The following is a 26042-nucleotide window of genomic DNA, read 5'->3' as shown; positions in this document are numbered from 1 at the left end:
GATTCACAAACCCCTTAGCTGACCGGGCCGCCGAAGGCCTCGATACGGTCACCGTCAGCCAGCTTCACCATCGCGCGCTTGGTCGCCTTGCGCTGACCCCAACCGGTCTTGGTGCGCTTGCGCTTGCCCTCGCGGTTCGCCGTGTTCACGGTCAGCACGCGGACGTTGAAGATCTGCTGGATCGCGATCTTGATCTGGGTCTTGTTCGCGTCCGGACGGACCTCGAACGTGTACCAGTTCTGGTCGAGAACGCTGTAGCTCTTCTCGGAGACCACCGGCGCGAAGATGATGTCGCGCGGGTCGGCGATCGTGCTCACTTGTCGCCCTCCTCGGACTTCTCGGACCCGCCCAGGAACTCGTCGAGCGCGACCTTCGTGAAGACCACCTCGTCGGCGACCAGCACGTCGTAGGTGTTGAGCTGGCCGGCCTCGATGAGGTGCACGGACGGCTCGTTGCGCAGCGACACCCAGTTCAGCTCGTCCTGGCTGTCCAGAACGACCAGGACCTTGGTGGTCTGGGCGACCTTCCGCAGCGTCGCGACAGCGGCCTTGGTCGACGGCTTCTCGCCGGAGACGAAGGACTCGACCACGTAGAGACGGCCGTCACGAGCCCGGTCGGAGAGGGCCCCACGCAGAGCGGCGGCCTTCATCTTCTTGGGGGTCCGCTGGCTGTAGTCGCGCGGCACGGGACCGTGCACGACGCCACCGCCGGTGAACTGCGGCGCGCGGATCGAGCCCTGACGGGCGCGACCGGTGCCCTTCTGCTTGTACGGCTTCTTGCCGCCGCCGGCGACCTCGCCGCGCGTCTTGGCCTTGTGCGTGCCCTGACGGGCCGCGGCCAGCTGCGCCACGACGACCTGGTGCATCAGCGGGATGTTCGCCTGAACGTCGAAGACGTTCGCGGGCAGGTCGACAGAGCCGGCCTTGGCGCCCTCGGCGTTGATCACGTCAACCGAGCTCACTTGGCACCACCCTTCGCGGTCTTCTTCGCGGCGGTGCGGACCAGGATCAGCGCGCCCTTGGGACCGGGCACCGCGCCGCGGACCAGGATCAGGTTGCGCTCGGTGTCGACCGCCTGGATCACCAGGTTCTGCACGGTGAAGCGCTTGCCACCCATGCGACCGGCCATCTTGACGCCCTTGAAGACGCGACCGGGGGTCGCGCAGGCGCCGATCGAGCCGGGCGAGCGGTGCTTGCGCTCGACACCGTGGCTCGCGCGCAGGCCGTGGAAGCCGTGACGCTTCATGACACCGGCGTAGCCCTTGCCCTTGGTCTTACCGGTGACGTCGACCGGCTGACCGGCCGCGAACGCCTCGACGGTGACTTCCTGGCCGAGCTCGTACTCGCTCGCGTCCACGGTGCGCAGCTCGACGATGTGGCGGCGCGGCGAAACGCCGGCCTTGGCGAACTGGCCGCTCTCCGGCTTGTTCACCTTCCGCGGGTCGATGGCGCCGTACGCCAGCTGGACAGCCGCGTAGCCGTCCTTCTCATCGGTACGGACCTGGGTCACGACGCAAGGGCCGGCCTGCACCACGGTTACCGGGACGACCTTGTTGTTGTCCCAGACCTGGGTCATGCCGAGCTTGGCGCCCAGGATCCCCTTAACTTGCCTGTCCATTGTCCGGTCCCTACAGCTTGATCTCGATGTCGACGCCAGCCGGAAGGTCGAGACGCATGAGCGAGTCGACCGTCTTCGGGGTCGGGTCGATGATGTCGATCAGACGCTTGTGCGTGCGCATCTCGAAGTGCTCGCGCGAGTCCTTGTACTTGTGCGGCGAACGGATCACGCAGAAACGGTTGATCTCCGTGGGCAGCGGCACCGGGCCCGCGACCTGCGCCCCGGTACGCGTCACCGTCTCGACGATCTTCCGCGCCGAGGAGTCGACGACCTCGTGGTCATAGGCCTTGAGCCGGATGCGGATCTTCTGTCCCGCCATGGTGGCTTCTGTTTCCTTCTCTCGATGCCGCTACGTGCGGAAGCGGTACCTCCGCATGCCCGCAGGACCGTTGATCCTGCGTTGTCCGACCCCCGCGGTCGGGCGTGTCGCGCCCCTGGGCCGATGGAGCCCGGGCAGAGTGCTAGGCACTCCAGTCGATCACGGGGATCTGTGGTGTCGGGCGGCAAACAGAACACACCCGGACACCCGGCGAGGGTGGGCAACCATAAAGCGGCTACCCACCCCGCGCGGACGCAACCTGACTAGTATGCCGGATTGAATCCGACATTGCTAATCGGGGTCACCTGAGGGCCGAAACCCTCAATTACTTGGTGATCTTCGTGACCGTTCCGGCGCCGACGGTGCGGCCACCCTCACGGATCGCGAACTTCAGACCCTGGTCCATGGCGATCGGCTGGATCAGCTTCACGGACATGGAGGTGGAGTCGCCGGGCATGACCATCTCGGTGCCCTCGGGCAGCGTGACGACGCCGGTGACGTCCGTGGTACGGAAGTAGAACTGCGGCCGGTAGTTCTGGAAGAACGGCGTGTGCCGGCCACCCTCCTCCTTCGAGAGGATGTAGACCTGGCCCTCGAACTCCGTGTGCGGAGTAGAGGTGCCGGGCTTCACGACGACCATGCCGCGCTCGACGTCCTCGCGCTTGATGCCGCGGAGCAGCAGACCGACGTTCTCACCCGCGCGGGCCTCGTCGAGCAGCTTGCGGAACATCTCGATGCCGGTGCAGACGGTCTTGGTCGACTTCTCGCGGATGCCGACGATCTCGACCTCCTCGTTCGGCTTGAGGATGCCACGCTCGGCCCGGCCGGTGACGACGGTGCCACGACCGGTGATCGTGAACACGTCCTCGATCGGCATGAGGAACGGCTTCTCGGTCTCACGCTCGGGCTGCGGGATCGCGGTGTCGACCGCGTTCATCAGCTCGAGGAGCTTGCCGGTCCACTCGGGGTCACCCTCGAGGGCCTTGAGCGCCGAGACGCGCACGACCGGCAGGTCGTCGCCCGGGAACTCGTAGGTGCTGAGCAGCTCGCGAACCTCGAGCTCGACGAGCTCCAGGAGCTCCTCGTCCTCGACCATGTCGCTCTTGTTCAGGGCGACGACGATGTACGGAACGCCGACCTGGCGGGCCAGGAGCACGTGCTCCTTGGTCTGCGGCATCGGGCCGTCGGTCGCGGCGACCACCAGGATCGCGCCGTCCATCTGCGCGGCACCGGTGATCATGTTCTTGATGTAGTCGGCGTGGCCGGGGCAGTCCACGTGCGCGTAGTGACGCGCCGCGGTCTGGTACTCGACGTGCGCGATCGAGATCGTGATGCCGCGGGCCTTCTCCTCCGGCGCCTTGTCGATCTCGTCGAACGGGGTGTACGGGTTCAGGTCCGGGAACTCGTCGTGCAGGACCTTCGTGATGGCCGCAGTCAGCGTCGTCTTACCGTGGTCGATGTGACCAATGGTGCCGATGTTGACGTGCGGCTTAGTCCGCTCGAACTTCGCCTTCGCCACTGGTGTCCTCCTGTGGACTGGATCAATTCTTTTCGCCCGGCACGCCGATAAGGCGCTCAGGACTCTGTCGACTGCTAGTGCACGTGCGGCCCTCGACAGGCCGCACGTGCCTCACCGCATCAGGCGCCGGTGGCCTTAGCGATGATCTCCTTAGCCACGTTCTGAGGAACCTCGGCGTAGGAGTCGAACAGCATGCTGTAGCTCGCCCGGCCCGCAGTCTTCGACCGCAGGTCGCCGACGTAGCCGAACATCTCCGACAGCGGCACCAGAGCCTTGACGACGCGGGCGCCGTGGCGCTCCTCCATCGACTGGATCATGCCGCGGCGGGAGTTGAGGTCGCCGATGACGTCACCCATGTTGTCCTCAGGGGTGGTGACCTCAACGGCCATCATCGGCTCGAGGAGAGCCGGGTCGGCCTTGCGGGCCGCTTCCTTCATCGCCATCGAGCCGGCGATCTTGAACGCCATCTCGGACGAGTCGACCTCGTGGTACTGACCGTCCAGCAGCGTGAACTTGACACCCACCAGCGGGTAGCCGGCGAGGACGCCGTACTGCAGGGAGTCCTGCGCGCCCGCGTCCACCGAGGGGATGAACTCCTTGGGGATACGGCCACCGGTGACGGCGTTGACGAACTCGTAGGTCGGGCCGTCAGCCTCGAGGCCCAGGGGCTCGACCTTGACGATGACCTTCGCGTACTGGCCGGAGCCACCGGTCTGCTTCTTGTGCACGTAGTCGAGCTTCTCCACGGTGCCGCGGATCGTCTCGCGGTACGCCACCTGCGGCTTACCGATGTTCGCCTCGACGCTGAACTCGCGCCGCATGCGGTCGACGAGGATGTCGAGGTGGAGCTCGCCCATGCCGGCGATGATGGTCTGCCCGGTCTCCTCGTCGTTGAAGACGCGGAAGGTCGGGTCCTCCTCGGCCAGACGCTGGATCGCGGTGCCCAGCTTCTCCTGGTCCGACTTGGTCTTCGGCTCGATGGCGACCTGGATGACCGGCTCCGGGAAGGTCATCGACTCCAGGATGACCGGCTTGGCCGGGTCGCTGAGCGTGTCACCGGTGGTGGTCTGCTTCAGACCCTGGACGGCGATGATGTCGCCGGCCTGCGCGGTCGAACGCTCCTCACGCTTGTTCGCGTGCATCTGGTAGATCTTGCCGATCCGCTCTTTCCGGTCCTTGGTGGAGTTGATCACCTGAGTACCGGTCTCGAGCGTTCCGGAGTAGACCCGGACGTACGTGAGCTTGCCGAGGTGCTTGTCGGTCTGGATCTTGAAGGCCAGCGCCGAGAAGGGCTCCTCGTTCGACGGCTTGCGCAGGATCGGCGTCTCGCCGTCCGTCGCGGTGCCCTCGATGGCCGGGATGTCCAGCGGCGACGGCAGGAACTCGACAACGGCGTCCAGCATCGGCTGCACACCCTTGTTCTTGAACGCCGAGCCACAGAGGACCGGGTTGGCCTTGCTGGCGATCGTGGCGCGCCGGATGGCGGCCTTGATCTCCTCGACCGAAACCTCTTCGCCTTCGAGGTACTTCTCCATCACGGCGTCGTCGACGTCCGCGAGGGTCTCGATGAGCTTCTCGCGCCACTCGGCGGCCTGGTCGACGAGGTCGGCCGGGATCTCCTCGATGGCGTAGTCCTCACCCTTCTGGGTCTCCCCACGCCAGGTGAGCGCGCGATTCTCGATCAGGTCGACGACACCGATGTGGTCGCCCTCGAGCCCGATCGGGATCTGCAGGACCAGCGGAGTCGCGTTGAGCCGGTCGATCATCATCTGCACGCAGCGGAAGAAGTCCGCGCCGGTCCGGTCCAGCTTGTTGACGAAGCACATCCGGGGGACGTTGTACTTGTCCGCCTGACGCCAGACGTTCTCGGTCTGGGGCTCCACGCCGGCGACGCCGTCGTAGACCGCCACCGCGCCGTCGAGCACGCGCAGCGACCGCTCGACCTCGACCGTGAAGTCGACGTGGCCGGGCGTGTCGATGATCTGGATCGTGTGACCCTTCCACTCGCACTTGGTGGCGGCGGAAGTGATGGTGATACCGCGCTCCTGCTCCTGCTCCATCCAGTCCATGACGGCGGCGCCCTCGTGGACCTCACCGATCTTGTACGTGATGCCGGTGTAGAACAGGATTCGCTCGGTCGTCGTGGTCTTACCAGCGTCGATGTGCGCCATGATGCCGATGTTGCGTACCTTGGCGAGCGCGTCTGCGGCGGCCACTTCCATCCCTACTTTTCTTCGTCGTCGTCTCGTGGACCGGTACGACTGCCGTGGCCCGGCGGATGCCGGGCCCGCAGCAGGGTCTTACCAGCGGTAGTGCGCGAAGGCCTTGTTGGACTCCGCCATCTTGTGAGTGTCCTCGCGACGCTTGACCGCGGCGCCGAGGCCGTTGCTGGCGTCGAGCAGCTCGTTCTGGAGGCGCTCGATCATGGTCTTCTCGCGGCGGGCCTTGGAGTACTGGACCAGCCAGCGCAGACCGAGAGTGGTCTGGCGCGGGGTACGAACCTCGACCGGAACCTGGTAGGTCGCGCCACCGACGCGGCGGCTGCGGACCTCGAGGGTCGGCTTGACGTTGTCCATCGCGCGCTTGAGGATCACCACGGGGTCGGTGCCGCTCTTCTCGCGGGCGCCTTCCAGGGCTCCGTACACGATGCGCTCGGCGAGCTGACGCTTGCCGCCGACCAGGATCTTGTTGACCAGCTGCGTTACCAGCGGGGAGTTGTACACCGGGTCTGCGACCACAGGGTGGCGCGGAGCGGGTCCCTTACGCGGCATGTCAGCTCTTCTCCTTCTTCGCGCCGTAACGGCTGCGGGCCTGCTTGCGGTTCCGGACGCCCTGGGTGTCCAGCGAACCACGAACGATCTTGTAGCGGACGCCCGGAAGGTCCTTCACACGACCGCCACGCACGAGCACGATCGAGTGCTCCTGCAGGTTGTGGCCGACGCCCGGGATGTACGCCGTCACCTCGATCTGGCTGCTGAGCTTCACACGAGCGACCTTGCGCAGCGCAGAGTTCGGCTTCTTGGGGGTAGTGGTGTACACGCGCGTGCACACGCCGCGCCGCTGAGGACTTCCCTTCAGCGCCGGCGTCTTCGTCTTGCTCGTCTTCGCCTGGCGGCCCTTGCGGACCAGCTGCTGGATCGTGGGCACCGGGTTTCTCCGCTCCCTTCGGCCGCTTCCTGTAATACGGCCGCACCGTGTATTTCTGCCTCTGTGTGCCGGCCCCTCCCCGGTGGGGAGTGTCCCGCACCCGCGGTCGGGCGTGTCGTCCGGCTCACGGTTCCGTCGCGCGTGAAAGGTTCACGCGCCCCGGATGTTGTCTGTGTGAACAGAGCCCTTCATGAGCCCTGTCCGTCGTGGTGCTGTAACCCGTCGCACGTTCCGAAACGGGTGCACGCACGAGTTGCCCGGGCGAGCCCGGGCACGAGGGGAAAGACTACCCACCCTGCGCACCCAGGTCAAAATGAGCCCAGGCTCCCACGATGGACATCTCCGTATACCAGTGTACCGGGTACTCCTGCGTGCCATCCCTGCGGTGCCGGATCTGCGCTTTCCGCACTGTCACAACGGCGTTGAGCACCTATGACAACTGCACGGCCAGGCCCAGCCCGAGCGCCAGCACGGACAGTGCGGCGCCGGTGATCCCGCACACGATCCCGGCCGTGCTCAGCCCACGCCCGGTGAACCGGACCCGGCCCGGCACCAGTGGCCTGCCGATCTGCCGGCGGGCCACCACACCGAGAGTCACCGCGCCCGCACAGGCCATCACGCTGAGCAGCGTGAACGCCCCGCCGGTCCAACCGCCCCAGCCCTCCTCCGCCCCGGTCAGCCCGAAGCAGAGCACCGCGAACGAGACCAGGATCGCACCGATGCCGGCCACCAGCGACCCGATCGCCGCACCCGAGGTGATCGGCGGCACCTGGAGATGCACCAGACCGAACCCGGTGCCGGTCACCTGATCCACCCGCTCCGGCTGCCACGAGGTCGCGGCGGGCGGTGGCGGCTGCACGTAGCCGTAGGGCGACGCATACGGCGCGGGCGGCGCACTGTACGGCGACGGCGGCGGCGGGCCGAACGACGGCTGGTACGGCGGGCCCGGTGGATACGTCATATCGAAAGCATGTCACCCGTACGGGCACTCCGGCAGCCCACCCTGTGCGGCTGTGGAGCCCGTTTCAGTCGGTGCCGGGTGCGAAGTCCTGCCCGGTCGGCGCCGCGGCCAGGTGGAGCAGCCCGGCGATCAGGAGCACCACCAGCGCGGTGAGCGCCAGCACCAGGCCACCCCAGGCCAGCCGCTGCCCGCGGCGGATCCACGCCGAGCCGGTCAGATAGCCGCCCGCCGCATAGGCCTGCCGGGCCGACTGGCGGGCCAGCAGCAGCGCCATGGTGGCCGGGATCACCCCGCCCACGAGCGGGCCGGTGAGCAGACCCACCAGGCCGAGCGCGAAGACGGCCCGGGCCTTCGTCGACGGCACCGGCTCCGGGTCCATCGGGTGGCGCGTGGGTACGACGGGAAGAGTCACCAACCCATCTTAGGAACGCCCATGGGGCGGCCGCGCCATGCGCGACCGCCCCATGTGGAGATCCTTAGCGGTACGACCCGAAGTCGAAGTCGTCCAGCGGCACAGCCTGCCCGCTGGCCGGCCCGAAGCCGTAGTCGGTCTCCGGGTACCCGGTCATCGAGTACACCTTGGCCTTGGCCTCCTCGGTCGGCTCGACCCGGATGTTCCGGTACTTGGAGATACCGGTACCGGCCGGGATGAGCTTACCGATGATGACGTTCTCCTTGAGGCCCACCAGCGAGTCGCTGCGCGAGTTGATCGCAGCGTCGGTGAGCACCCGGGTGGTCTCCTGGAAGGAGGCCGCCGACAGCCAGGAGTCGGTCGCCAGCGAGGCCTTGGTGATACCCATCAGCACCGGACGACCGGCGGCGGGCTCGCCACCCTCGCCCACGAGCCGGCGGTTCTCCGACTCGAAGAGCGCCCGGTCGACCAGGATTCCCGGAAGGAACTCGGTCGCGCCGGAATCGATGACCGTGACCCGCTTGAGCATCTGGCGGATGATGATCTCGATGTGCTTGTCGTGGATGAGCACACCCTGCGAGCGGTAGACCTCCTGGACCTCACTGGTCAGGTGGACCTGGACCGCGCGCGGGCCCATGATGCGCAGCAGCTCGTGCGGGTCGATGGTGCCCTCGGTGAGCTTCTCGCCGACGCCGACGTGGCCGCCGTCCGGGATGCGCAGCTTGACGCGCTTGGAGATCTTGTCGTACACGATCTCCTCGCTGCCGTCGTCCGGCACCACGATGATCTTGCGAGAACGCTCGCCGTCCTCGATCCGCACGCGTCCCGGGGTGTCGGCGATGGGCGCCTTGCCCTTGGGCACACGGGCCTCGAAGATCTCCTGCACACGCGGCAGACCCTGGGTGATGTCCTCACCCGCGACACCACCGGTGTGGAAGGTACGCATCGTCAGCTGCGTGCCGGGCTCACCGATGGACTGGGCCGCGATGATGCCGACGGCCTCACCGATGTCGACCGACTTGCCGGTCGGCAGCGAGCGGCCGTAGCAGGCCGCGCAGACGCCCAGCTTCGACTCACAGGTGAGCACGCTGCGGACCCGCACGTTCTCGACACCCGCGGCGACCAGCTTGTCGACCAGGATCGAGTTGAGGTCGTCACCACGGGCCACAACCAGGTTGCCGGCCGAGTCGGTGATGTTGTCGGCCAGCGTCCGTGCGTGCACACCGGTCTCGGCGTGCACGTGGACGACCAGCTTGCCGTCCGCCTCGCGCTCGCCCACCTGCATCGGGATCGCGCGCTCGGTGCCGCAGTCCTCTTCGCGGATGATGACGTCCTGCGAGACGTCCACCAGACGACGGGTCAGGTAACCCGAGTCGGCGGTACGCAGCGCGGTGTCGGCCAGACCCTTACGGGCGCCGTGCGTGGAGATGAAGTACTCCAGAACGGTCAGACCCTCACGGTACGACGAGGTGATCGGCCGCGGGATGATCTCGCCCTTGGGGTTGGCCACCAGACCACGGATCGCGGCGATCTGCCGGAGCTGGAGGAGGTTACCGCGGGCGCCGGAGTTGATCATGACCCAGAGCGGGTTCTCCTGCGGCAGCGCGGTCTCCATCTCCTTGGAGATCTCGTTGGTCGCCTTGGTCCAGATGTCGATGAGCTCGCTACGGCGCTCCTCGGAGGTGATCAGACCGCGCTGGTACTGCTTGTCGATCTGGTCCGCCTCCCCCTGGTAACGCTGGAGGATCTCCGGCTTGCGCGGAGGACCGATGACGTCGCCCATGCCGATCGTCACACCGGACCAGGTGGCCCAGTGGAAGCCGGCCTCCTTGAGCGCGTCCAGGGTCGCGGCCAGGGCGACCTTGGGGAAGCGCTCGGCGAGGTCGTTGACGATCGCCGACAGCTGACCCTTACGGATCTCGTAGTTGACGAACCGGTACCCCGGGGGCAGCGTCTCGTTGAAGATGACCCGGCCCAGGGTGGTCTCGACCAGAACCTGGTCGCCCTCCACCCAGTCCTCGGGCGCGACCCAGGTCTCGCCCTTGGCGCCGTTGTCCACGCCGATGACCTCACGGAGGCGAACCTTGATGGACGCCTGGAGGTGCAGCTCACCGTTGTCGAACGCCATCCGGGCCTCGGCGTCCGAGCTGAACACCCGGCCTTCGCCCTTGGCGCCCGCCGTCTGGTGGGTCAGGTGGTACAGACCGATGACCATGTCCTGGGTGGGCATGGTGACCGGCTTGCCGTCGGCCGGCTTGAGGATGTTGTTCGACGACAGCATCAGGATCCGGGCCTCGGCCTGAGCCTCGGCCGACAGCGGCACGTGGACCGCCATCTGGTCACCGTCGAAGTCCGCGTTGAACGCGGTGCAGACGAGCGGGTGGATCTGGATGGCCTTGCCCTCGACCAGCTGCGGCTCGAAGGCCTGGATGCCGAGGCGGTGCAGGGTCGGCGCACGGTTCAGCAGAACCGGGTGCTCGGAGATGACCTCTTCGAGGACGTCCCACACGACCGGGCGCTGCCGCTCGACCATCCGCTTGGCGGACTTGATGTTCTGCGCGTGGTTCAGGTCGACCAGGCGCTTCATCACGAACGGCTTGAACAGCTCCAGCGCCATCTGCTTCGGCAGGCCGCACTGGTGCAGCTTGAGCCGGGGGCCGACGACGATGACGGAACGACCGGAGTAGTCGACCCGCTTGCCGAGCAGGTTCTGACGGAACCGGCCCTGCTTGCCCTTGAGCATGTCGGAGAGCGACTTCAGCGGGCGGTTACCCGGACCGGTGACCGGCCGGCCACGACGGCCGTTGTCGAACAGCGCGTCGACGGCCTCCTGGAGCATCCGCTTCTCGTTGTTGACGATGATCTCGGGCGCGCCGAGGTCGATCAGTCGCTTGAGGCGGTTGTTCCGGTTGATGACCCGGCGGTACAGGTCGTTCAGGTCGGAGGTCGCGAAACGGCCACCGTCGAGCTGCACCATCGGGCGCAGGTCCGGCGGGATGACCGGAACGCAGTCCAGGACCATGCCGAGCGGCGAGTTGCGGGTGTTCAGGAACGCCGCGACGACCTTGAGCCGCTTGAGCGCCCGGATCTTCCGCTGACCCTTACCGGTGCGGATGATCTCCCGGAGGTTCTCCGCCTCGGCGTCCAGGTCCATGTTCTCGAGCAGGGCCTTGATGGCCTCGGCGCCCATGCCACCGGTGAAGTACTCACCGAAGCGGTCGCGCAGCTCGCGGTAGAGCAGCTCGTCGGTGACCAGCTGCTTGGAGTCGAGCTTGCGGAAGGTGTCGAGCACCTCGTCGAGGCGGTCGATCTCGCGCTGGGCCTTGTCCCGGATCTGGCGCATCTCGCGCTCGCCGGCTTCCTTGACCTTGCGGCGCACGTCGGCCTTGGCACCCTCGGCCTCGAGCTCGGCCAGGTCCTGCTCCAGCTTGGCGGCCCGCTTCTCGATCTCCGAGTCACGGCCGTTCTCGGACTGGCGCTTCTCGGCGAAGATCTCGTTCTCGATGGTGGACATGTCACGGTGACGCGACTCGGCGTCAACGCTCGTGACCACGTACGAGGCGAAGTAAATGATCTTCTCGAGGTCCTTGGGCGCCAGGTCCAGCAGGTAGCCGAGACGACTCGGGACACCCTTGAAGTACCAGATGTGGGTCACCGAGGCGGCCAGCTCGATGTGACCCATGCGCTCACGGCGGACCTTGGAACGGGTCACCTCGACGCCGCAGCGCTCACAGATGATGCCCTTGAACCGGACCCGCTTGTACTTACCGCAGTAGCACTCCCAGTCCCGCTGCGGACCGAAGATCTTCTCGCAGAAGAGTCCGTCCTTCTCGGGCTTGAGGGTGCGGTAGTTGATCGTCTCGGGCTTCTTGACCTCGCCGTGCGACCACTGCCGGATGTCGTCAGCGGTAGCAAGGCCGATGCGCAACTCGTCGAAGAAGTTGACGTCGAGCACTTGGACTATCCCTCGTGTTTCGTTGCTCGGGTGAATTCAAGGCCGGCGGGTGGCGGCCCCTGGCTCATACGAACCCGGGGCCGCCTTCCGTCAGATCTCCTCGACGCTGCTGACGCCCTCGTTCGGGCGACGCGACAGGTCGATACCGAGTTCCTCCGCGGCCCGGAAGACCTCGTCGTCGGTCTCACGCATCTCGAGCGCCACACCGTCGCTGGACAGCACCTCGACGTTCAGGCACAGCGACTGGAGCTCCTTGAGAAGCACCTTGAACGACTCCGGGATTCCCGGCTCCGGGATGTTCTCGCCCTTGACGATGGCCTCGTAGACCTTCACTCGGCCGAGGACGTCGTCGGACTTGATGGTGAGCAGCTCCTGCAGGGCATAAGCCGCCCCGTAGGCCTGCATGGCCCAGCACTCCATCTCGCCGAACCGCTGGCCACCGAACTGCGCCTTACCACCCAGCGGCTGCTGCGTGATCATCGAGTACGGGCCGGTCGACCGAGCGTGGATCTTGTCGTCGACCAGGTGGTTCAGCTTGAGGATGTAGACGTAGCCGACCGAGATCGGGTCCGGCAGCGGCTCACCGGAGCGACCGTCGAACAGCTGCGCCTTGCCGTCGCCGTTGACCAGCCGCTTACCGTCGCGGTTGACCAGCGTCGACTCGAGCAGACCCTTGATCTCCTCCTCCTGGGCGCCGTCGAAGACCGGGGTCGCGACGTTGCTGTCGGCGGGGGACTCGTGGGCCTCGATCGACCGGAGCTGGCGCTTCCAGTCCTCGTCCTCGCCCTCGACCTCCCAGCCGGTCTTGGCGATCCACCCGAGGTGGGTCTCCAGAACCTGGCCGATGTTCATACGCGAGGGCACACCGAGCGGGTTGAGCACGATGTCGACCGGGGTGCCGTCCTCCAGGAACGGCATGTCCTCGACCGGCAGGATCTTGGAGATGACGCCCTTGTTGCCGTGGCGGCCGGCGAGCTTGTCACCGTCCTGGATCTTCCGCTTCTGGGCGACGTAGACCCGGACCAGCTCGTTCACGCCGGGGGGCAGCTCGTCGCCGTCCTCGCGGGAGAACGTCCGGACACCGATGACGGTGCCGGTCTCGCCGTGCGGAACCTTCAGCGAGGTGTCCCGGACCTCCCGGGCCTTCTCACCGAAGATCGCGCGGAGCAGGCGCTCCTCCGGGGTCAGCTCGGTCTCGCCCTTGGGCGTGACCTTGCCGACCAGGATGTCGCCGGGGACGACCTCGGCGCCGATCCGGATGATGCCGCGCTCGTCCAGGTCGGCCAGCATCTCTTCGCTGACGTTCGGGATGTCGCGGGTGATCTCTTCCGGGCCGAGCTTGGTGTCACGGGCGTCGACCTCGTGCTCCTCGATGTGGATCGAGGTGAGGACGTCCTGCTGCACGAGGCGCTGCGACAGGATGATCGCGTCCTCGTAGTTGTGGCCTTCCCAGCACATGAACGCGACCAGGAGGTTGCGGCCGAGGGCCATCTCGCCCTCGTCGGTGCAGGGACCGTCGGCGATGACCTGGCCGGCCTCGACCCGGTCACCCTCGAACACGATCGGCTTCTGGTTGACGCAGGAGCCGGCGTTCGAGCGGCGGAACTTGTGCAGCAGGTAGGTACGGCGGTGACCGTCGTCCTGGTGCACCGTCACGTAGTCGGCGCACAGGTCCTCGACCACGCCACCGACCTCGGCGACGACCACGTCACCGGCGTCGACCGCGGCGCGGTACTCCATGCCGGTGCCGACGAGCGGCGACTCGGCCTTGACCAGCGGAACGGCCTGACGCTGCATGTTCGCGCCCATGAGGGCACGGTTGGCGTCGTCGTGCTCGAGGAAGGGGATCATCGCGGTCGCGACCGAGGTCATCTGTCGCGGCGAGACGTCCATGTAGTCGACCTCGGTGCCGGGCACGTAGTCGACCTCACCGCCCTTACGGCGGACCAGGACGCGGTCCTCGGCGAAGGTGCCGTCGCTGGACAGCACGGCGTTCGCCTGGGCCTTGATGAAACGGTCCTCCTCGTCAGCGGTGAGGTAGTGCACCTCGTCGCTGACGACGCCGTCGTCGACCTTCCGGTACGGCGTCTCGATGAAGCCGAACGGGTTGACCCGCGCGAACGTCGAGAGAGCACCGATCAGACCGATGTTCGGGCCTTCGGGCGTCTCGATCGGGCACATCCGGCCGTAGTGGGACGGGTGCACGTCGCGAACCTCGAAGCCGGCCCGCTCACGGCTCAGACCACCGGGACCCAGCGCCGACAGACGGCGGCGGTGGGTCAGACCCGCGAGCGGGTTGGTCTGGTCCATGAACTGCGACAGCTGCGAGGTGCCGAAGAACTCCTTGATCGCGGCCACGACGGGCCGGATGTTGATCAGGGTCTGCGGGGTGATCGCCTCGACGTCCTGGGTGGTCATCCGCTCGCGGACGACGCGCTCCATCCGGGAGAGGCCCACGCGGACCTGGTTCTGGATGAGCTCGCCGACCGTACGCAGACGCCGGTTGCCGAAGTGGTCGATGTCGTCCGCTTCGTAACCGTCCTCACCGGCGTGCAGCCGGCAGAGGTATTCCACGGTCTTGACGATGTCTTCCTCGGAGAGCGTGCCCCGGACGATCGGGACGTCGATCTCGAGCTTCTTGTTGAACTTGTAACGGCCGACCTTGGCGACGTCGTACCTCTTCGGGTTGAAGAAGAGGTTGTCGAGCAGGGTCTGGGCGTTCTCGCGCGTCGGCGGCTCGCCAGGACGCAGCTTGCGGTAGATGTCCAACAGGGCCTCGTCCTGCCCCGCGATGTGGTCCTTCTCCAGCGTCGTCATGAGGAGCTCGGACCAGCCGAACCGCTCACGGATCTGGTCGGCGGACCAGCCGATCGCCTTCAGCAGGACGGTGACGGCCTGCCGGCGCTTACGGTCGATGCGGACACCGACGGTGTCGCGCTTGTCGATGTCGAACTCCAGCCAGGCACCCCGGCTCGGGATGACCTTGACGCTGGTGAGGTCGCGGTCGGAGGTCTTGTCCGGCTCCTTGGTGAAGTACACGCCCGGCGAACGGACGAGCTGACTCACCACGACCCGCTCGGTGCCGTTGATGACGAACGTCCCCTTGGGGGTCATCATCGGGAAGTCACCCATGAACACGGTCTGGCTCTTGATCTCGCCAGTGGTGTTGTTGGTGAACTCCGCGGTCACGAACAGCGGGGCACAGTAGGTCAGGTCCTTCTCCTTGCACTCCTCGATCGAGGCCTTGACCTCGTCGAAGCGCGGAGATGAGAAGGACAGCGACATGGTGCCGGAGAAGTCCTCAATGGGACTGATCTCTTCGAGGATCTCTGCGAGGCCCGAGTGGGCGTGCGGGTCGTCCGTCGTCCGGGCCTGCCAAGCCTCGTTGCCGACCAGCCAGTCGAACGACTCCGTCTGGAGGGCGAGGAGGTTGGGGACCTCTAGCTGCTCGGTGATCCGGCCGAAAGAGACCCGGCGGGGTGCGTAAGCGCTCGACGTACGGCTGGTCTTCGCAGGGCGGGAAGCTGCCAAGATGCGTCCTTCCGAGGACCGGTGCTGCTATGCGGCTGAGTTGCTGGTGCAACTGGTCTGCGTGCACTCCAATGAGCCCCCAAGAGAGTTATCCACATGGATATCTCAGTCGAAGGCAAGGCAGAAGGCAGCGCAAACTAGCAGTGTAGCCGCTCGGCTAACCGCTGTCCAGCCCCACACCCGAGGTTGCCTGCGGAACGTGTCCCCATCGCCGCTGACCTGCGCATCCGCGGTCAGTGCCGTGACGGGGCCGCTCAAGAAACGCGGCAATCTCCTCTGGTGCCGGTCCGACGGGTATCGGTGGTAAACCCCCGTTACCCATAGGGCGGCTGTCGCAAGCGCGGAAACTTGCTGATGTCAGCGTGCCTGCCCGCCGACACACAGTCAAGGGCTGTGCCGCGGGTCGGACGGTCGCGGTCATCCGCCCGGCACACCAAACGGACCTTAGCGCATGATTTGCGAGCTTTGGCAGTCTTTGCCGCCGGGGTCGACGGCGCCGCCGAAGGGCGGCTCTGAGCAGCCCGAATCACAGTGGGAACGACAACGGCGGGGATCCGTTACGGATCCCCGCCATCGAAGCAGAACGCTGTGGAGCGTTAGATCACTTGAGGGTGACCTTCGCGCCCTCGCCCTCGAGCTTGGCCTTGGCGGCCTCGGCCTTCTCCTTGTTGACACCCTCGAGGATCGCCTTGGGGGCGGACTCGACGGCGTCCTTGGCCTCCTTGAGGCCCAGGCCGGTCAGCTCACGCACGACCTTGATGACCTGGATCTTCTTGCCACCGTCGCCCTCGAGCACGACGTCGAACGAGTCCTTCTCGACGACCTCTTCGGTCGCGGCCGGGCCGGCCGGGCCGGCGATGGCGACCGGGGCGGCAGCCTTGACGTCGAAGACGTCCTCGAACTGCTTCACGAACTCGGAGAGCTCGATGAGGGTCATCTCCTTGAAGGCCTCGAGCAGGTCTTCGGTGCTGATCTTCGCCATGTGAGGCAACCTTTCCTAAGTACTTTGACGTTTAACGGTTCGTGCGAGGCCTCAGGCCTCGGCAGAACCGGCCTGCTCGCGCTGCGCCCGCAGAGCCTCGACCGTGCGCACCGTCTTGGTGAGGGGCGCCTGGAACGTGGCAGCGGCCTTGCTGAGGTTCGCCTTCATGGCGCCGGCCAGCTTGGCCAGCAGCACCTCACGGGACTCGAGGTCAGCAAGCTTGTTGACCTCCTCCGCCGTGAGAGCCTTGCCCTCGAAGACACCGCCCTTGATGACCAGAACGGGGTGGGCCTTGGCGAAGGCACGAAGGCCCTTGGCCGCCTCGACCACGTCGCCCCGCACGAAGGCGAGCGCGGTAGGACCGGTGAACAGAGCGTCATCGAGGCCCTCGATGCCCGCGTCAGCCGCCGCACGCTTCGCGAGCGTGTTCTTCGCGACCGCGTACTTGGCCTCGCTGCCCAGCGAGCGACGGAGCTCGGTGAGCTCCTTCACGGTGAGACCGCGGTATTCGGTCAACACGGTGGCCGCCGACTCACGGAAGTGATCCGTGAGCTCCAGGACGGCCGAAGCCTTGTCGGCCCGGACCGGCTTGTCCGCCATGTCCCTCCTCTCTCAGTGCTTCAGCCACTGGTCGAGAGGGTCCGCAAGAAAAAGCAAACGCCCCGGCGCAAGGGCACGGGGCGGACTCGAACACACGCGCACGGGCGCGGCCGACGATCACGAACCGTTCTCCCCTGCACGGGTCGCCCGCTTTCAGCGGGACCTTCGGCCGCGACGTCCGTCGTGATGACGGTCGTTGCGGCGACCAGCGGTCTATGGGTGGAACTTCAAGATGTGAGAGTACGCGGACCCGCCGCCGAAAACCAAATCGACCCCGTCCCGCCCGTTCGCGTCGGTCAGGAGCGGTCGCGGCGCAAGCGGGCGTAGAGGGACAGGACCACGGTGCACCACAGTGCCGCCCAGGCGATCAGGACGGTCAGGTCCACCGCGGACGGGGCGACACGCCCGCTCAGCGCTCGTGACGTCGCCATCACGGGTGGCGCCAGCCACGGGGCGATCGAGTCGCTCAGACCGAGCACGACGGTCAGGATCGAGCCGCTCACCAGGATCGCCACGCCCGGCAGGATCCGGCGGGTGACCGCGCGGCTGGCCAGCGCGCCCAGCGTCACCGCGGCGGCCACGGCCAGGACGTGCGCGAGAACACCGAGCAGCACACCCGCGGGCAGGCTCGGCTCCAGCGAGCCCGGCTCAGGGCCCCGGACAGCACGGAACGGCAGCGGCGCCAACATCCCCAGCACGCACACGCCGGCGCACAGGATCACGGCGGCGAGCAGGCCGGCAGTGGCCTCCCGGACCGGGCCGACAGCCAGGCGGGCCAGTCGGCGCTGGGCGTCCGGCTCGGTGTCCAGCACCAGCTTGGCGAGCCAGGCCAGGATCGGGAACAGGCAGGCGGCGGAGTAGCTGTAGGCAGCCGAGGCCGACGACGGGCCGCCGCTGTACAGGATGAACAGGACGGCCAGCACGGTGATCAGGGGTGCGGTGGCCCGGCCGCCGTGCACGAACCCGTTCAGCCGCATCCGGGTGAGCGCGATCACCACTGCTCCCCCGTCTGCTCCGACACGATTGTGGGGTGCTCTGGGCGTACCGCTGCTGGAGAGATCTCCCGGACCCCCAGGACACGGTGACCGGCCGCACGAAGCCGGTCCACCGCGGCGGCCGCGTCCGGTCGCGGAACCGCGACCTCGATCACCACCTCGTCGGCCGCGGGCGGGGCCGGTTCGACGTGCAGCGTGCCGTCGGCGATCGTCCAGTGCAGGGCGTCCGGCAGGTTGGCGATCTCGCCGCGGTGATCGCTGACCAGGACCGTGCCGCCGGCCGCGGTGACCTCGGCGACGATCTGCGGGATCAGCTCGCGGGAGGGCGCGTCCAGGCCTTCCCAGGGCTCGTCCAGGACCAGCAGGCCGGGTGGGGTGAGCAGCGCCTGGGCGAGGCCGACCTTCTGCGCGGTGCCCTTGGACAGTTCGGCGAGCGGGGTGTCGGCGTGCGGGGTGAGCCCCAGGCGCTCGATCCAGGGGTCGGCGGTGGCCGACGGCAGGCCCCGGATCTCGGCCATCGCGCTCAGGTAGCCGAACGTGGTGAACGGCTGGGTGGCCGGGAAACGCTCCGGGACCCAGCCGACGACGGCCGGCCGGTCGCGGACCACGCCGCGGGTCGGGCGCAGCACACCGGCCGCCAGCTGGAGCAGCGTGGACTTGCCGGCTCCGTTGCGGCCGAGGACCACGATCGTCCGGCCCGGGTCGATGGTGGCGCCGACCTCGTGCAGTGTCCACGGGGCGCGGCGGGCGTACCGGAACCAGACATCGTCGAAACGCACGGCCGACAGCCTGCCACAGACCGTGCCCCGGACGCAGGCCCGGAAAAGCGCCGAGCCCCCGGGGAATCCCGGGGGCTCGGCGTGAAGCGGTATGTCAGGCGTTGGGGTCGCCCTGCAGGTTCTTCTGCACGTTCGGGTCGACCTGGACGCCGGGGCCCATCGTGGTGGCGATGGTGACCTTCTTCAGGTACTTGCCCTTGGCCGCGGACGGCTTCGAACGCAGGACCTCGTCGAGGACCGCGGCGTAGTTGTCGATCAGCTGCTCCGGCGAGAAGGACGCCTTGCCGATGATCAGGTGCAGGTTCGAGTGCTTGTCCACCCGGAAGGTGATCTTGCCGCCCTTGATCTCGTTGACGGCCTTGGTCACGTCGACGGTGACGGTGCCGGTCTTCGGGTTCGGCATCAGGCCACGCGGGCCGAGGATGCGGGCGATCCGGCCGATCTTGGCCATCTGGTCCGGCGTCGCGATCGCGGCGTCGAAGTCCAGCCAGCCACCCTGGATCCGGGCGACGAGCTCGTCGGTGCCGACCTCGTCGGCGCCGGCCGCGACGGCCTCCTCGGCCTTCGCGCCCTGGGCGAACACGATGACGCGGGCGGTCTTGCCGGTGCCGTGCGGCAGGTTGACGGTGCCACGGACCATCTGGTCGGCCTTACGCGGGTCGACACCGAGGCGCATGGCGACCTCGACGGTGGCGTCGAACTTGCTCGGGCTGGTCTCCTTGGCGAGGGCGATCGCGTCCTTCGGCTCGTAGAGCTTGTTGGAGTCGATCTTCTCCGCGGCGGCCCGGTAGGCCTTGCTGCGCTGTGCCATTACTGATTACTCCTGTGGTTGTTGGCGGGGCCACGCGACGGTGGCCCCTCCCACTGACATCGCCGGGGATCCGGCGATCAGATCTTGGTGACCTGGTTGAAGTTCAGCTCGACCGGGGTCTCCCGGCCGAAGATCGACACCAGGACCTTGAGCTTCTGCTGGTCGGCGTTGATCTCGCTGATCGAGGCCGGCAGCGACGCGAACGCGCCGTCGGTGACGGTGACCGAGTCGCCCACCTCGAAGTCGAGCACCTTGACCTCGGGCTTCGCCTTCTTCTCCTCGGCCTGGACGGCCGGGGCCAGCCACTTCAGCACCTCGTCGAGGGAGAGCGGCGCCGGCCGGTCGACCCGGTCGGTGGCGCCCACGAAGCCGGTCACGCCAGGGGTGTTGCGCACGCAGGAGTACGACTCCGGCGTCAGGTCCATCCGGACCAGGATGTAGCCGGGGAAGACCTTGGCCTGCACCTGGTTGCGCTTGCCGTTCTTGACCTCGACCTCTTCGCGGGTCGGCACCTCGACCTGGAAGATGAAGTCCTCCATGTCGAGGCTCGTGATCCGGGTCTCGAGGTTGGTCTTGACCTTGTTCTCGTAACCGGCGTAGGAGTGCACCACGTACCAGTCGCCGGGGGCGTACCGCAGCTTCTGCCGCAGCTCCTTGACCGGGTCGTAGTCCTCGTCGACCTCGGGCGCCTGGGCCACGGCAGACTCGTCGGCCGTCTCCACCGACTCGTCGATGTCCAGCGACGACTGCTCGTCAGTGGTCTCGTCGTCGTACTCAGGCACGCTCGCTCACTTCCAGATAAGTCTCTACGGTTCGGGGCCGGGCTCCGCTGTCGCGGATCAGCCCAGCGCCCAGAGGATCGCCTTACCGAACCCGTAGTCCAGACCGGCCACCAGGGCGGTCATGATCACCACGAAGACGATCACCACGCCGGTGTAGGTCAGAAGCTCCTTGCGAGTCGGCCAGATGACCTTACGGAGCTCGCTCGTGACCTCGCGGAAGAAACCACCGACCCGGCCGAGCGGGCCACGGCCGGACCTCTTGGCCTTGGGGCTCTCGTCCTTCGTACGCTCGGCGACAGCGGTACCGCCGGCGCCACTGGTCACCAGCGCGTCGTCATCCGGCACGTCACCGTCGACGGCGTCGGCGAAAACCTCGTCGTCGCCGGGGACGTCGTCACCGGGGCGGTCCTTCTCGGCCACTTCGCCCTACTTCCGTCGTCGGTGGTTCTGGATGATCCTTCAGAACCCGACCGGACGCGGAAGCAGTGCGGACCGCGCACCGGGCGGGCACGTCAGGAGGATTGCGCAGGGGTGACAGGACTTGAACCTGCAGCCTGCGGTTTTGGAGACCGCTGCTCTGCCAATTGAGCTACACCCCTTTGCGGGACCTGTCGTCTTGCGACTTCAGAACCCCACGGCGCACCAGTGTACGGGTACGCCCGGCTTAATCGAAACCCGGGCTACCGCTTCCTGATGAGCGCCTGTGCCATGGACAGTACCTTGTCCCCGTTGCACGTCGCAGTCAGGCTCAGCCGAGTGTGTCCCTCCTCGGTGACCTCCTTCACCGCAGCGGACACGACGACCTCGGTCCCCTCGTCGGTGTCGGGCACCGGAACGGGCCGGCTGAAACGCACGCTGAACTCGACAACCGCGTCCGCGGCGCCGGCCCACGTGGTGACCGCGCGACCCACCAGAGCCATCGTGAACATGCCGTGCGCGATGACGCCGGGCAGTCCCACTCCGGTGGCGATCCGGTCACTCCAGTGGATGGTGTTGAAGTCGCCCGAGGCGCCCGCGTAGCGGATCAGATCGGCCCGGGTGATCCGGAAGGTCTGCGGCGCCAGCTCTCCTGTGGTCATCAGTCCTCTCCCCGCACCACGAGTTTCGACCAGACGGTCACGACCGGCTCGCCGGCCTCGGTTGTCACGTCGGTGCGGGTGGTGAGGAACTCGTGCCCACCCCGGCTGAGGATCTCCTCGACCGTGTTGACGCAGACCAGGGCGTCACCGGCGACGACCGGACGGGTGTACAGGAACCGCTGGTCGCCGTGGACGACCCGGCTGTAGTCGACGCCCAGCGCGGGGTCGGCGACGACCTCACGGCTGGCCGGCATCGTGATCGCGACCGGGAAGGTGGGCGGGGCCACCACATCGGCGTAGCCGAGCGCACGGGCCGCCTCGGGATCGTGATACTCCGCGTCGGTGGCGCCGATCGCGCGCGCGAACTCCCGGATCTTCTCGCGGCCGACCAGATAGGGCTCGGTGGGCGGCCAGCTGCGGCCCACGAAGGATTGGTCCAGAGGCATGTCCACAAACTACCCGCCCCACCCGGCCGAGAAATAGCACTATGAGTGCAGAAATATCGTCCGGGGTGCAGAAACAGCTCTACGCCGCCCAGACCTTGGTCTGAACGGCGTAGAGAGAAGCTGTTGGCTGCGAGTGCTCAGCGAGTCTCGCGGTGCAGGGTGTGCTTCCCGTCGCGGGGGCAGAACTTCTTCAGCTCAACCCGGTCGGGGTCGTTGCGCCGGTTCTTCTTGGTGATGTAGTTCCGGTCCTTGCACTCCGTGCACGCCAGGGTGATCTTCGGACGGACGTCGGTCGCCTTGGCCACGGCGGGGTGCCTTCCTGCTAACGGTTTACTTACTGACGACGAACCAGCGTAGACGCTCGGTCCGCCGCTTCGCAAAGTGGTGCCCCAGGTTGGGGTTCCACAGGAAAGTAGCGGTGGCCGGACTTGAACCGGCGACACAGCGATTATGAGCCGCTTGCTCTGCCATCTGAGCTACACCGCCGAGCCAGGCTCACATGTCCAGCGCCAGGCAAGGCGGAACGAACCCGGTAGAGCCCCCTTACGGAATCGAACCGTAGACCTTCTCCTTACCATGGAGACGCTCTGCCGACTGAGCTAAGGGGGCTTGCCGCTCGCGATCTCTCGCTTGCTGCATGGGTAAGACTACACGGCCTGGGAGTGGGGGTGAAATCAGTACCCCCCTTCCCATGAAATACCTGGTCAGATCACGGCTCGGAGCCTTCTGACCTCTCCGGTGGGAGTGGACTCGGGCTCGGTCTGGGCATTCAGCCAGGCCTCCAGTCGCTCGAATGGCAACGGTCGGCTGAACAGATATCCCTGGCCGATCTCGCAGCCCATTTCCTCCAGCAACTCCAGGGTGAGCTCGCTCTCCACGCCCTCGGCCACCACGGTGAGACCGAACTCGCGGGAGAGCCCGATCACCGCCCGGACGATCGCGAGATCACCGGAGTCGGTCGCCATCCCCTGCACGAAACTGTCGTCGATCTTCACCTCGTGCACCGGCCACTGCCGCAGATAGGCCAGCGAGGAGGCGCCGGTGCCGAAGTCGTCGACACTCAGCCGGACACCCAGATCGCGCAACCGGTAGAGGGACGGCAGGACCCGCTCGATGTCGCTGAGCATGCCCGGCTCGGAGATCTCGAAGGTGACCAGCCCCGGGTCCACCCCGTGCTCCTCCAGCAGCTCCCGGACCAGCTCCGGGAACCGGGAGTCGAGCAGGATGCGGGCCGACAGGTTCACCGCGATCGCGAACGGGCGCTCCGCGTCGGCCCACGCCCGGCACCGGCGCAACCCGGCCACCAGCACCGACTCGGTGAGCCGGGCCAGTTGGCCGGTGTGCTCGGCGACCGCCACGAAGTCCTCCGGGGCGACCTCGCCGTGCGCCGGGTGCACCCAGCGGGCCAGGCACTCGACGCCCACCACGTGCCGGTCGGCGAGCGTCACCTTCGGCTGGAAGTAGACCTCCAGCTGGTCGTTGTCGAGAGCCCGGCGCAGGTCGGCGGCGATGCCCAGCCGGCGGACCGCACGGGACTCCAGGGCCGGATGGAAGGGCTGCACGCCGTACGGCAGGACCTTGGCGGCGTTGGCGGCCAGCTCGGCCCGCTGGAGCAGGGACTCCGGATCGCTGCCGTGGTCGGGGTAGACCGAGACGCCGACCGCCGTGTTCACATCCAGGGTGAGCGAGCCGACCGCCATCGGGCCGCGCAGCCGCTCCCGCATCCGGGTGGCTATCTCGATCGTCGCGTCGATGCTCGGCGCCCGCAGAGTGACCACGAACTCGTCACCGCCGATCCGGCCGACCAGCGCGCCCGGGTCGGCTATGCCGCGGATCCGGTCGGCCGTCTCGACCAGCAGCTTGTCGCCTGCCGCGTGGCCCATCGACTCGTTGACGTTCCGCTGGCCGTCGACGTCGAACAGCATGATCGCGACGACCTCGTCCTCGGCCCGGACCGTGATCGCCTCGGCGAGCGCGTCGATCACCCGGCGGCGGTTCGGCAGGCCGGTCAGCCGGTCGTGGTACGCGTCGTAGCGCAGCCGGTCGACCAGCCGCGAATTCTCCACCGCGACCGCGGCGTGCGCGGCGATCGTCTCCAGCACCTGCACGTCGGCCTCGCGGAAGGTGCGGTTGTCGCCGAGGCGGTTGGCCACCTCCAGGGTGCCGATCGTCGTCTGGCCGGAGCGCAACGGGACGACGATCACGTCCTTGACCTTGACCGCCCGCAGGCCGGAACGCAGATCCTCGGACCCGGCGAAGCGGCTGCCCACCGCGGTGGCGGCCTGCGTCTGCACAGCGTGGTCGCGGACCTCCTCCGGGATCGGCGAGATGTCGAGGAGACCCTTGTGCTCGACCCGTGCGGTGAGCAGCACCTCGGGATGCCTGTCCAGCGGGGCCAGCCAGAGCGTCGCGTACTCCGACTGCATGAGCGAGCGCACCCGGCCGAGCAGCACGTCCGGCAGGCCGCTGCGGCCGCTCTCGTCGCGCACCGCCTGGGTGAGTTCGTAGACGTCAGCGAGGGTCTTGTGGCGGCGGAAGAACTCCGCATACGACCGGAGGACCATTACCAGGGCCGCGACCAGGATGGCCAGCAGGATCGCAGTCCACGGCTCGGCCTCCAGGGTCACCAGGAAGACCAGGCCGACCACGACGTTGATGCCGGTCACGATCAGCGCCGACAGGCCGGCCCGCAACGCGTCCCGGCCGGTTCGCAGGCCCTGGACCAGGCTCAGCACGCCGGCCAGGCTGAGTAGCTCGACCAGTCCGACGGTGACCGCGGCGACCGCCAGGATGGCCCACGTGCCCGGCCCGGCGCCCCGGATCGCCGGCAGAGCCGCGATCAACAGCAGCGCGGCCGAGTTACCGGCCGCCGACTTGGCGGTGTTGAACGCCATCTTGGCCGGCTGTGCGTGGGACCAGAGCTGCTGGACCAGAATGGCGCCGCCGACCACCAGGATCACCATCACCGGCGGCAGATAGAACAGGGCGAGGACCAGCGGGACATCGGTCACCGCGACGGTGAACGCGCTACGCCAGATGACGATGTTGAAGACGTCGCGATAGGCGACGAGATAGGCCACGAAGAAGAGCAGGCCCTTGGGCCATTCCTGGTACCAGTCGGGCTCGGCGATCCAGAAGACGGCCAGGCAAACCATGGCGAACAGGGCGAGCGGGTAGGTGATCAACCACGCGCGCTGCGAACTGGCCCGTCTGGCCGGAGGGCGCGTGGCCATCAAGCCCCCCTCTCCGGCCGGTGCGGGCAGCCCAGCGCTTCAGGACGACGATTCAGTACGAAGTGAAAATCAATTCCACTCGAAGTTCGTCGTGTTCAGCACCGCGGCAGCTGCGGCCTCGTCTGCGGTGAATGCCCCAACACTCGCCCCGCCGAAGGCCACCACTAGCACGAAAACCAAGCCGGCTAGGCGACCCAGCTTCCTTGCGGACATAGCTCGCTCCTCGTTATCGAAGACTGCATCAGGTGGGGGTCACATGATGGTGCCACACCAGTTGTGCGACAGGGAGCGTTCATCGGCGGGTCGTGTCGACGCTCGGGCAAATCCTGGCCGAACGGTTGAGCGTCGCATCAGGCACGCTCCTGAAGAATTAGCGGCTTTGCGGGTGATTTAGGCGGCAAAGTGAGACAAATTTACGGCCCGTCGTCAAGGCGTGTTGACGTCAGGAAAGCCTGACGGAATGCTGCTCGACATGAGCACTCCGGACGAGTTGGAGCAGCGGCACACGCTCACCACGGCGACGAACCGTTACGACATCCTCCGGATGCGCGACGCCCTGGCCGCCATGGACCCGGACGAGGAACCAGCGCTCTCCGCCGACGAGATGCTCGAGATGCTCGCGCTCAGTGAGGTGATCATCCGGAAAGCCGGGTACGGGCGGCAGACCATGATCCGCTCCGCTCGTGCCGCCGGCGCCTCCTGGACCCGGATCGGCGCCGCTCTCGGCACCACCAAACAGGCCGCGTGGGAATCGCATCAGCGCTGGGCCGCCGACTGAGTCATGTAAGGAACTCCGGTACTTGATCAGTCCGGTGTCCTGGGGTTGCATGAGCATCCCGGTTGGTCCGGTGGGTGGCGTTGAAAGTGGGTCTGG

The 26042-nt window shown here is 67.2% G+C and carries 24 protein-coding genes and 3 tRNA genes; 1 reads left to right on the top strand and 26 read right to left on the bottom strand.

The genetic code is table 11. The features are described 5' to 3' along the window. Positions 1-14: 14 nt before the first annotated feature. The 26 genes from rplW to AB0E94_RS19975 all read right to left on the bottom strand — a co-directional run bounded on the left by rplW (position 15) and on the right by AB0E94_RS19975 (position 25168). A complete protein-coding gene (rplW, locus tag AB0E94_RS20100) occupies positions 15-317 on the bottom strand; it encodes a 50S ribosomal protein L23 (RefSeq protein WP_360328257.1) in 303 nt (100 codons plus the stop codon). After that, entirely contained in the window at positions 314-961 is a 648-nt protein-coding gene (gene rplD / locus AB0E94_RS20095; RefSeq protein ID WP_360328255.1) for a 50S ribosomal protein L4, read from the bottom strand. Before rplD ends, rplW begins: the two co-directional genes overlap by 4 nt. Continuing rightward, the gene (gene rplC / locus AB0E94_RS20090) at positions 958-1617 is read right to left on the bottom strand and encodes a 50S ribosomal protein L3 (RefSeq protein WP_360328253.1); all 660 of its coding nucleotides are present in this window, start codon (positions 1615-1617) and stop codon (positions 958-960) included. The genes rplD and rplC overlap by 4 nt, the downstream gene beginning before the upstream one ends. Before the next feature lie 10 nt (positions 1618-1627). Next, a complete protein-coding gene (rpsJ, locus tag AB0E94_RS20085; protein WP_007073037.1) occupies positions 1628-1936 on the bottom strand; it encodes a 30S ribosomal protein S10 in 309 nt (102 codons plus the stop codon). A gap of 325 nt (positions 1937-2261) precedes the next feature. Then, positions 2262-3455, bottom strand: coding sequence for an elongation factor Tu (gene tuf, locus AB0E94_RS20080; protein ID WP_106315560.1), 1194 nt, complete (start codon positions 3453-3455; stop codon positions 2262-2264). Positions 3456-3574: 119 nt separating this feature from the next. Then, positions 3575-5671 (bottom strand): elongation factor G, encoded by a 2097-nt coding sequence (fusA, locus tag AB0E94_RS20075; RefSeq protein ID WP_360328251.1) that lies wholly within the window; start codon positions 5669-5671, stop codon positions 3575-3577. 84 nt (positions 5672-5755) lie between these two features. Next, positions 5756-6226 carry a 30S ribosomal protein S7 gene (gene rpsG / locus AB0E94_RS20070; protein ID WP_097322781.1) on the bottom strand — a complete coding sequence of 157 codons (471 nt, stop codon included), beginning with the start codon at positions 6224-6226 and terminating at the stop codon, positions 5756-5758. A 1-nt stretch (position 6227) separates the two neighbouring features. Then, positions 6228-6602 carry a 30S ribosomal protein S12 gene (rpsL, locus tag AB0E94_RS20065; RefSeq protein ID WP_014440718.1) on the bottom strand — a complete coding sequence of 125 codons (375 nt, stop codon included), beginning with the start codon at positions 6600-6602 and terminating at the stop codon, positions 6228-6230. A gap of 430 nt (positions 6603-7032) precedes the next feature. Beyond that, positions 7033-7563: a hypothetical protein gene (locus tag AB0E94_RS20060; RefSeq protein WP_360328249.1), complete on the bottom strand. Its 531-nt coding sequence runs from the start codon at positions 7561-7563 to the stop codon at positions 7033-7035. Positions 7564-7627: 64 nt separating this feature from the next. Next, positions 7628-7942, bottom strand: a complete 315-nt coding sequence (locus AB0E94_RS20055; protein ID WP_360328460.1) for a hypothetical protein — start codon at positions 7940-7942, stop codon at positions 7628-7630. Positions 7943-8039: 97 nt separating this feature from the next. Next, positions 8040-11930, bottom strand: a complete 3891-nt coding sequence (locus tag AB0E94_RS20050) for a DNA-directed RNA polymerase subunit beta' (protein WP_360328248.1) — start codon at positions 11928-11930, stop codon at positions 8040-8042. Positions 11931-12020: 90 nt separating this feature from the next. Then, a complete protein-coding gene (locus AB0E94_RS20045) occupies positions 12021-15461 on the bottom strand; it encodes a DNA-directed RNA polymerase subunit beta (protein WP_360328246.1) in 3441 nt (1146 codons plus the stop codon). A gap of 601 nt (positions 15462-16062) precedes the next feature. Beyond that, positions 16063-16443, bottom strand: a complete 381-nt coding sequence (rplL, locus tag AB0E94_RS20040) for a 50S ribosomal protein L7/L12 (RefSeq protein ID WP_360328244.1) — start codon at positions 16441-16443, stop codon at positions 16063-16065. Between the two features lie 51 nt (positions 16444-16494). Next, a complete protein-coding gene (gene rplJ / locus AB0E94_RS20035; RefSeq protein ID WP_360328242.1) occupies positions 16495-17043 on the bottom strand; it encodes a 50S ribosomal protein L10 in 549 nt (182 codons plus the stop codon). A gap of 296 nt (positions 17044-17339) precedes the next feature. After that, the gene (locus AB0E94_RS20030; protein ID WP_360328240.1) at positions 17340-18038 is read right to left on the bottom strand and encodes a hypothetical protein; all 699 of its coding nucleotides are present in this window, start codon (positions 18036-18038) and stop codon (positions 17340-17342) included. Beyond that, positions 18035-18817, bottom strand: a complete 783-nt coding sequence (locus AB0E94_RS20025) for an ATP-binding cassette domain-containing protein (protein WP_360328238.1) — start codon at positions 18815-18817, stop codon at positions 18035-18037. Before AB0E94_RS20025 ends, AB0E94_RS20030 begins: the two co-directional genes overlap by 4 nt. A gap of 94 nt (positions 18818-18911) precedes the next feature. After that, entirely contained in the window at positions 18912-19628 is a 717-nt protein-coding gene (gene rplA, locus AB0E94_RS20020) for a 50S ribosomal protein L1 (RefSeq protein ID WP_360328236.1), read from the bottom strand. A 77-nt stretch (positions 19629-19705) separates the two neighbouring features. Then, entirely contained in the window at positions 19706-20410 is a 705-nt protein-coding gene (gene nusG, locus AB0E94_RS20015; RefSeq protein WP_317788731.1) for a transcription termination/antitermination protein NusG, read from the bottom strand. A gap of 57 nt (positions 20411-20467) precedes the next feature. Beyond that, a complete protein-coding gene (gene secE / locus AB0E94_RS20010; protein ID WP_360328234.1) occupies positions 20468-20830 on the bottom strand; it encodes a preprotein translocase subunit SecE in 363 nt (120 codons plus the stop codon). 106 nt (positions 20831-20936) lie between these two features. Next, positions 20937-21009 (bottom strand) — tRNA-Trp (locus AB0E94_RS20005). Positions 21010-21090: 81 nt separating this feature from the next. Next, positions 21091-21489, bottom strand: coding sequence for a MaoC/PaaZ C-terminal domain-containing protein (locus tag AB0E94_RS20000; RefSeq protein WP_360328232.1), 399 nt, complete (start codon positions 21487-21489; stop codon positions 21091-21093). Further along, the gene (locus AB0E94_RS19995) at positions 21489-21935 is read right to left on the bottom strand and encodes a MaoC family dehydratase N-terminal domain-containing protein (protein ID WP_317788734.1); all 447 of its coding nucleotides are present in this window, start codon (positions 21933-21935) and stop codon (positions 21489-21491) included. The genes AB0E94_RS20000 and AB0E94_RS19995 overlap by 1 nt, the downstream gene beginning before the upstream one ends. 137 nt (positions 21936-22072) lie before the next feature. Next, on the bottom strand, positions 22073-22240 hold the full coding sequence (gene rpmG / locus AB0E94_RS19990) for a 50S ribosomal protein L33 (RefSeq protein WP_014687739.1): 168 nt from the start codon (positions 22238-22240) through the stop codon (positions 22073-22075). Between the two features lie 108 nt (positions 22241-22348). After that, a tRNA-Met gene (locus tag AB0E94_RS19985) sits at positions 22349-22421 on the bottom strand. A 50-nt stretch (positions 22422-22471) separates the two neighbouring features. Continuing rightward, a tRNA-Thr gene (locus tag AB0E94_RS19980) sits at positions 22472-22544 on the bottom strand. Positions 22545-22639: 95 nt separating this feature from the next. Continuing rightward, positions 22640-25168, bottom strand: a complete 2529-nt coding sequence (locus tag AB0E94_RS19975) for a bifunctional diguanylate cyclase/phosphodiesterase (RefSeq protein WP_360328230.1) — start codon at positions 25166-25168, stop codon at positions 22640-22642. Between the two features lie 472 nt (positions 25169-25640). Here AB0E94_RS19975 and AB0E94_RS19970 point away from each other — a divergent pair, with 472 nt between their 5' ends. Further along, on the top strand, positions 25641-25946 hold the full coding sequence (locus tag AB0E94_RS19970; protein ID WP_360328228.1) for a hypothetical protein: 306 nt from the start codon (positions 25641-25643) through the stop codon (positions 25944-25946). Positions 25947-26042 lie beyond the last annotated feature (96 nt).

It is taken from the genome of Actinoplanes sp. NPDC026670 (assembly GCF_040638175.1).
In the GTDB taxonomy this organism is placed as follows: Bacteria; Actinomycetota; Actinomycetes; order Mycobacteriales; family Micromonosporaceae; genus Actinoplanes.
Note: the sequence above shows the minus strand (reverse complement) of the source record. Positions and strands in the feature narration are given on the sequence as shown.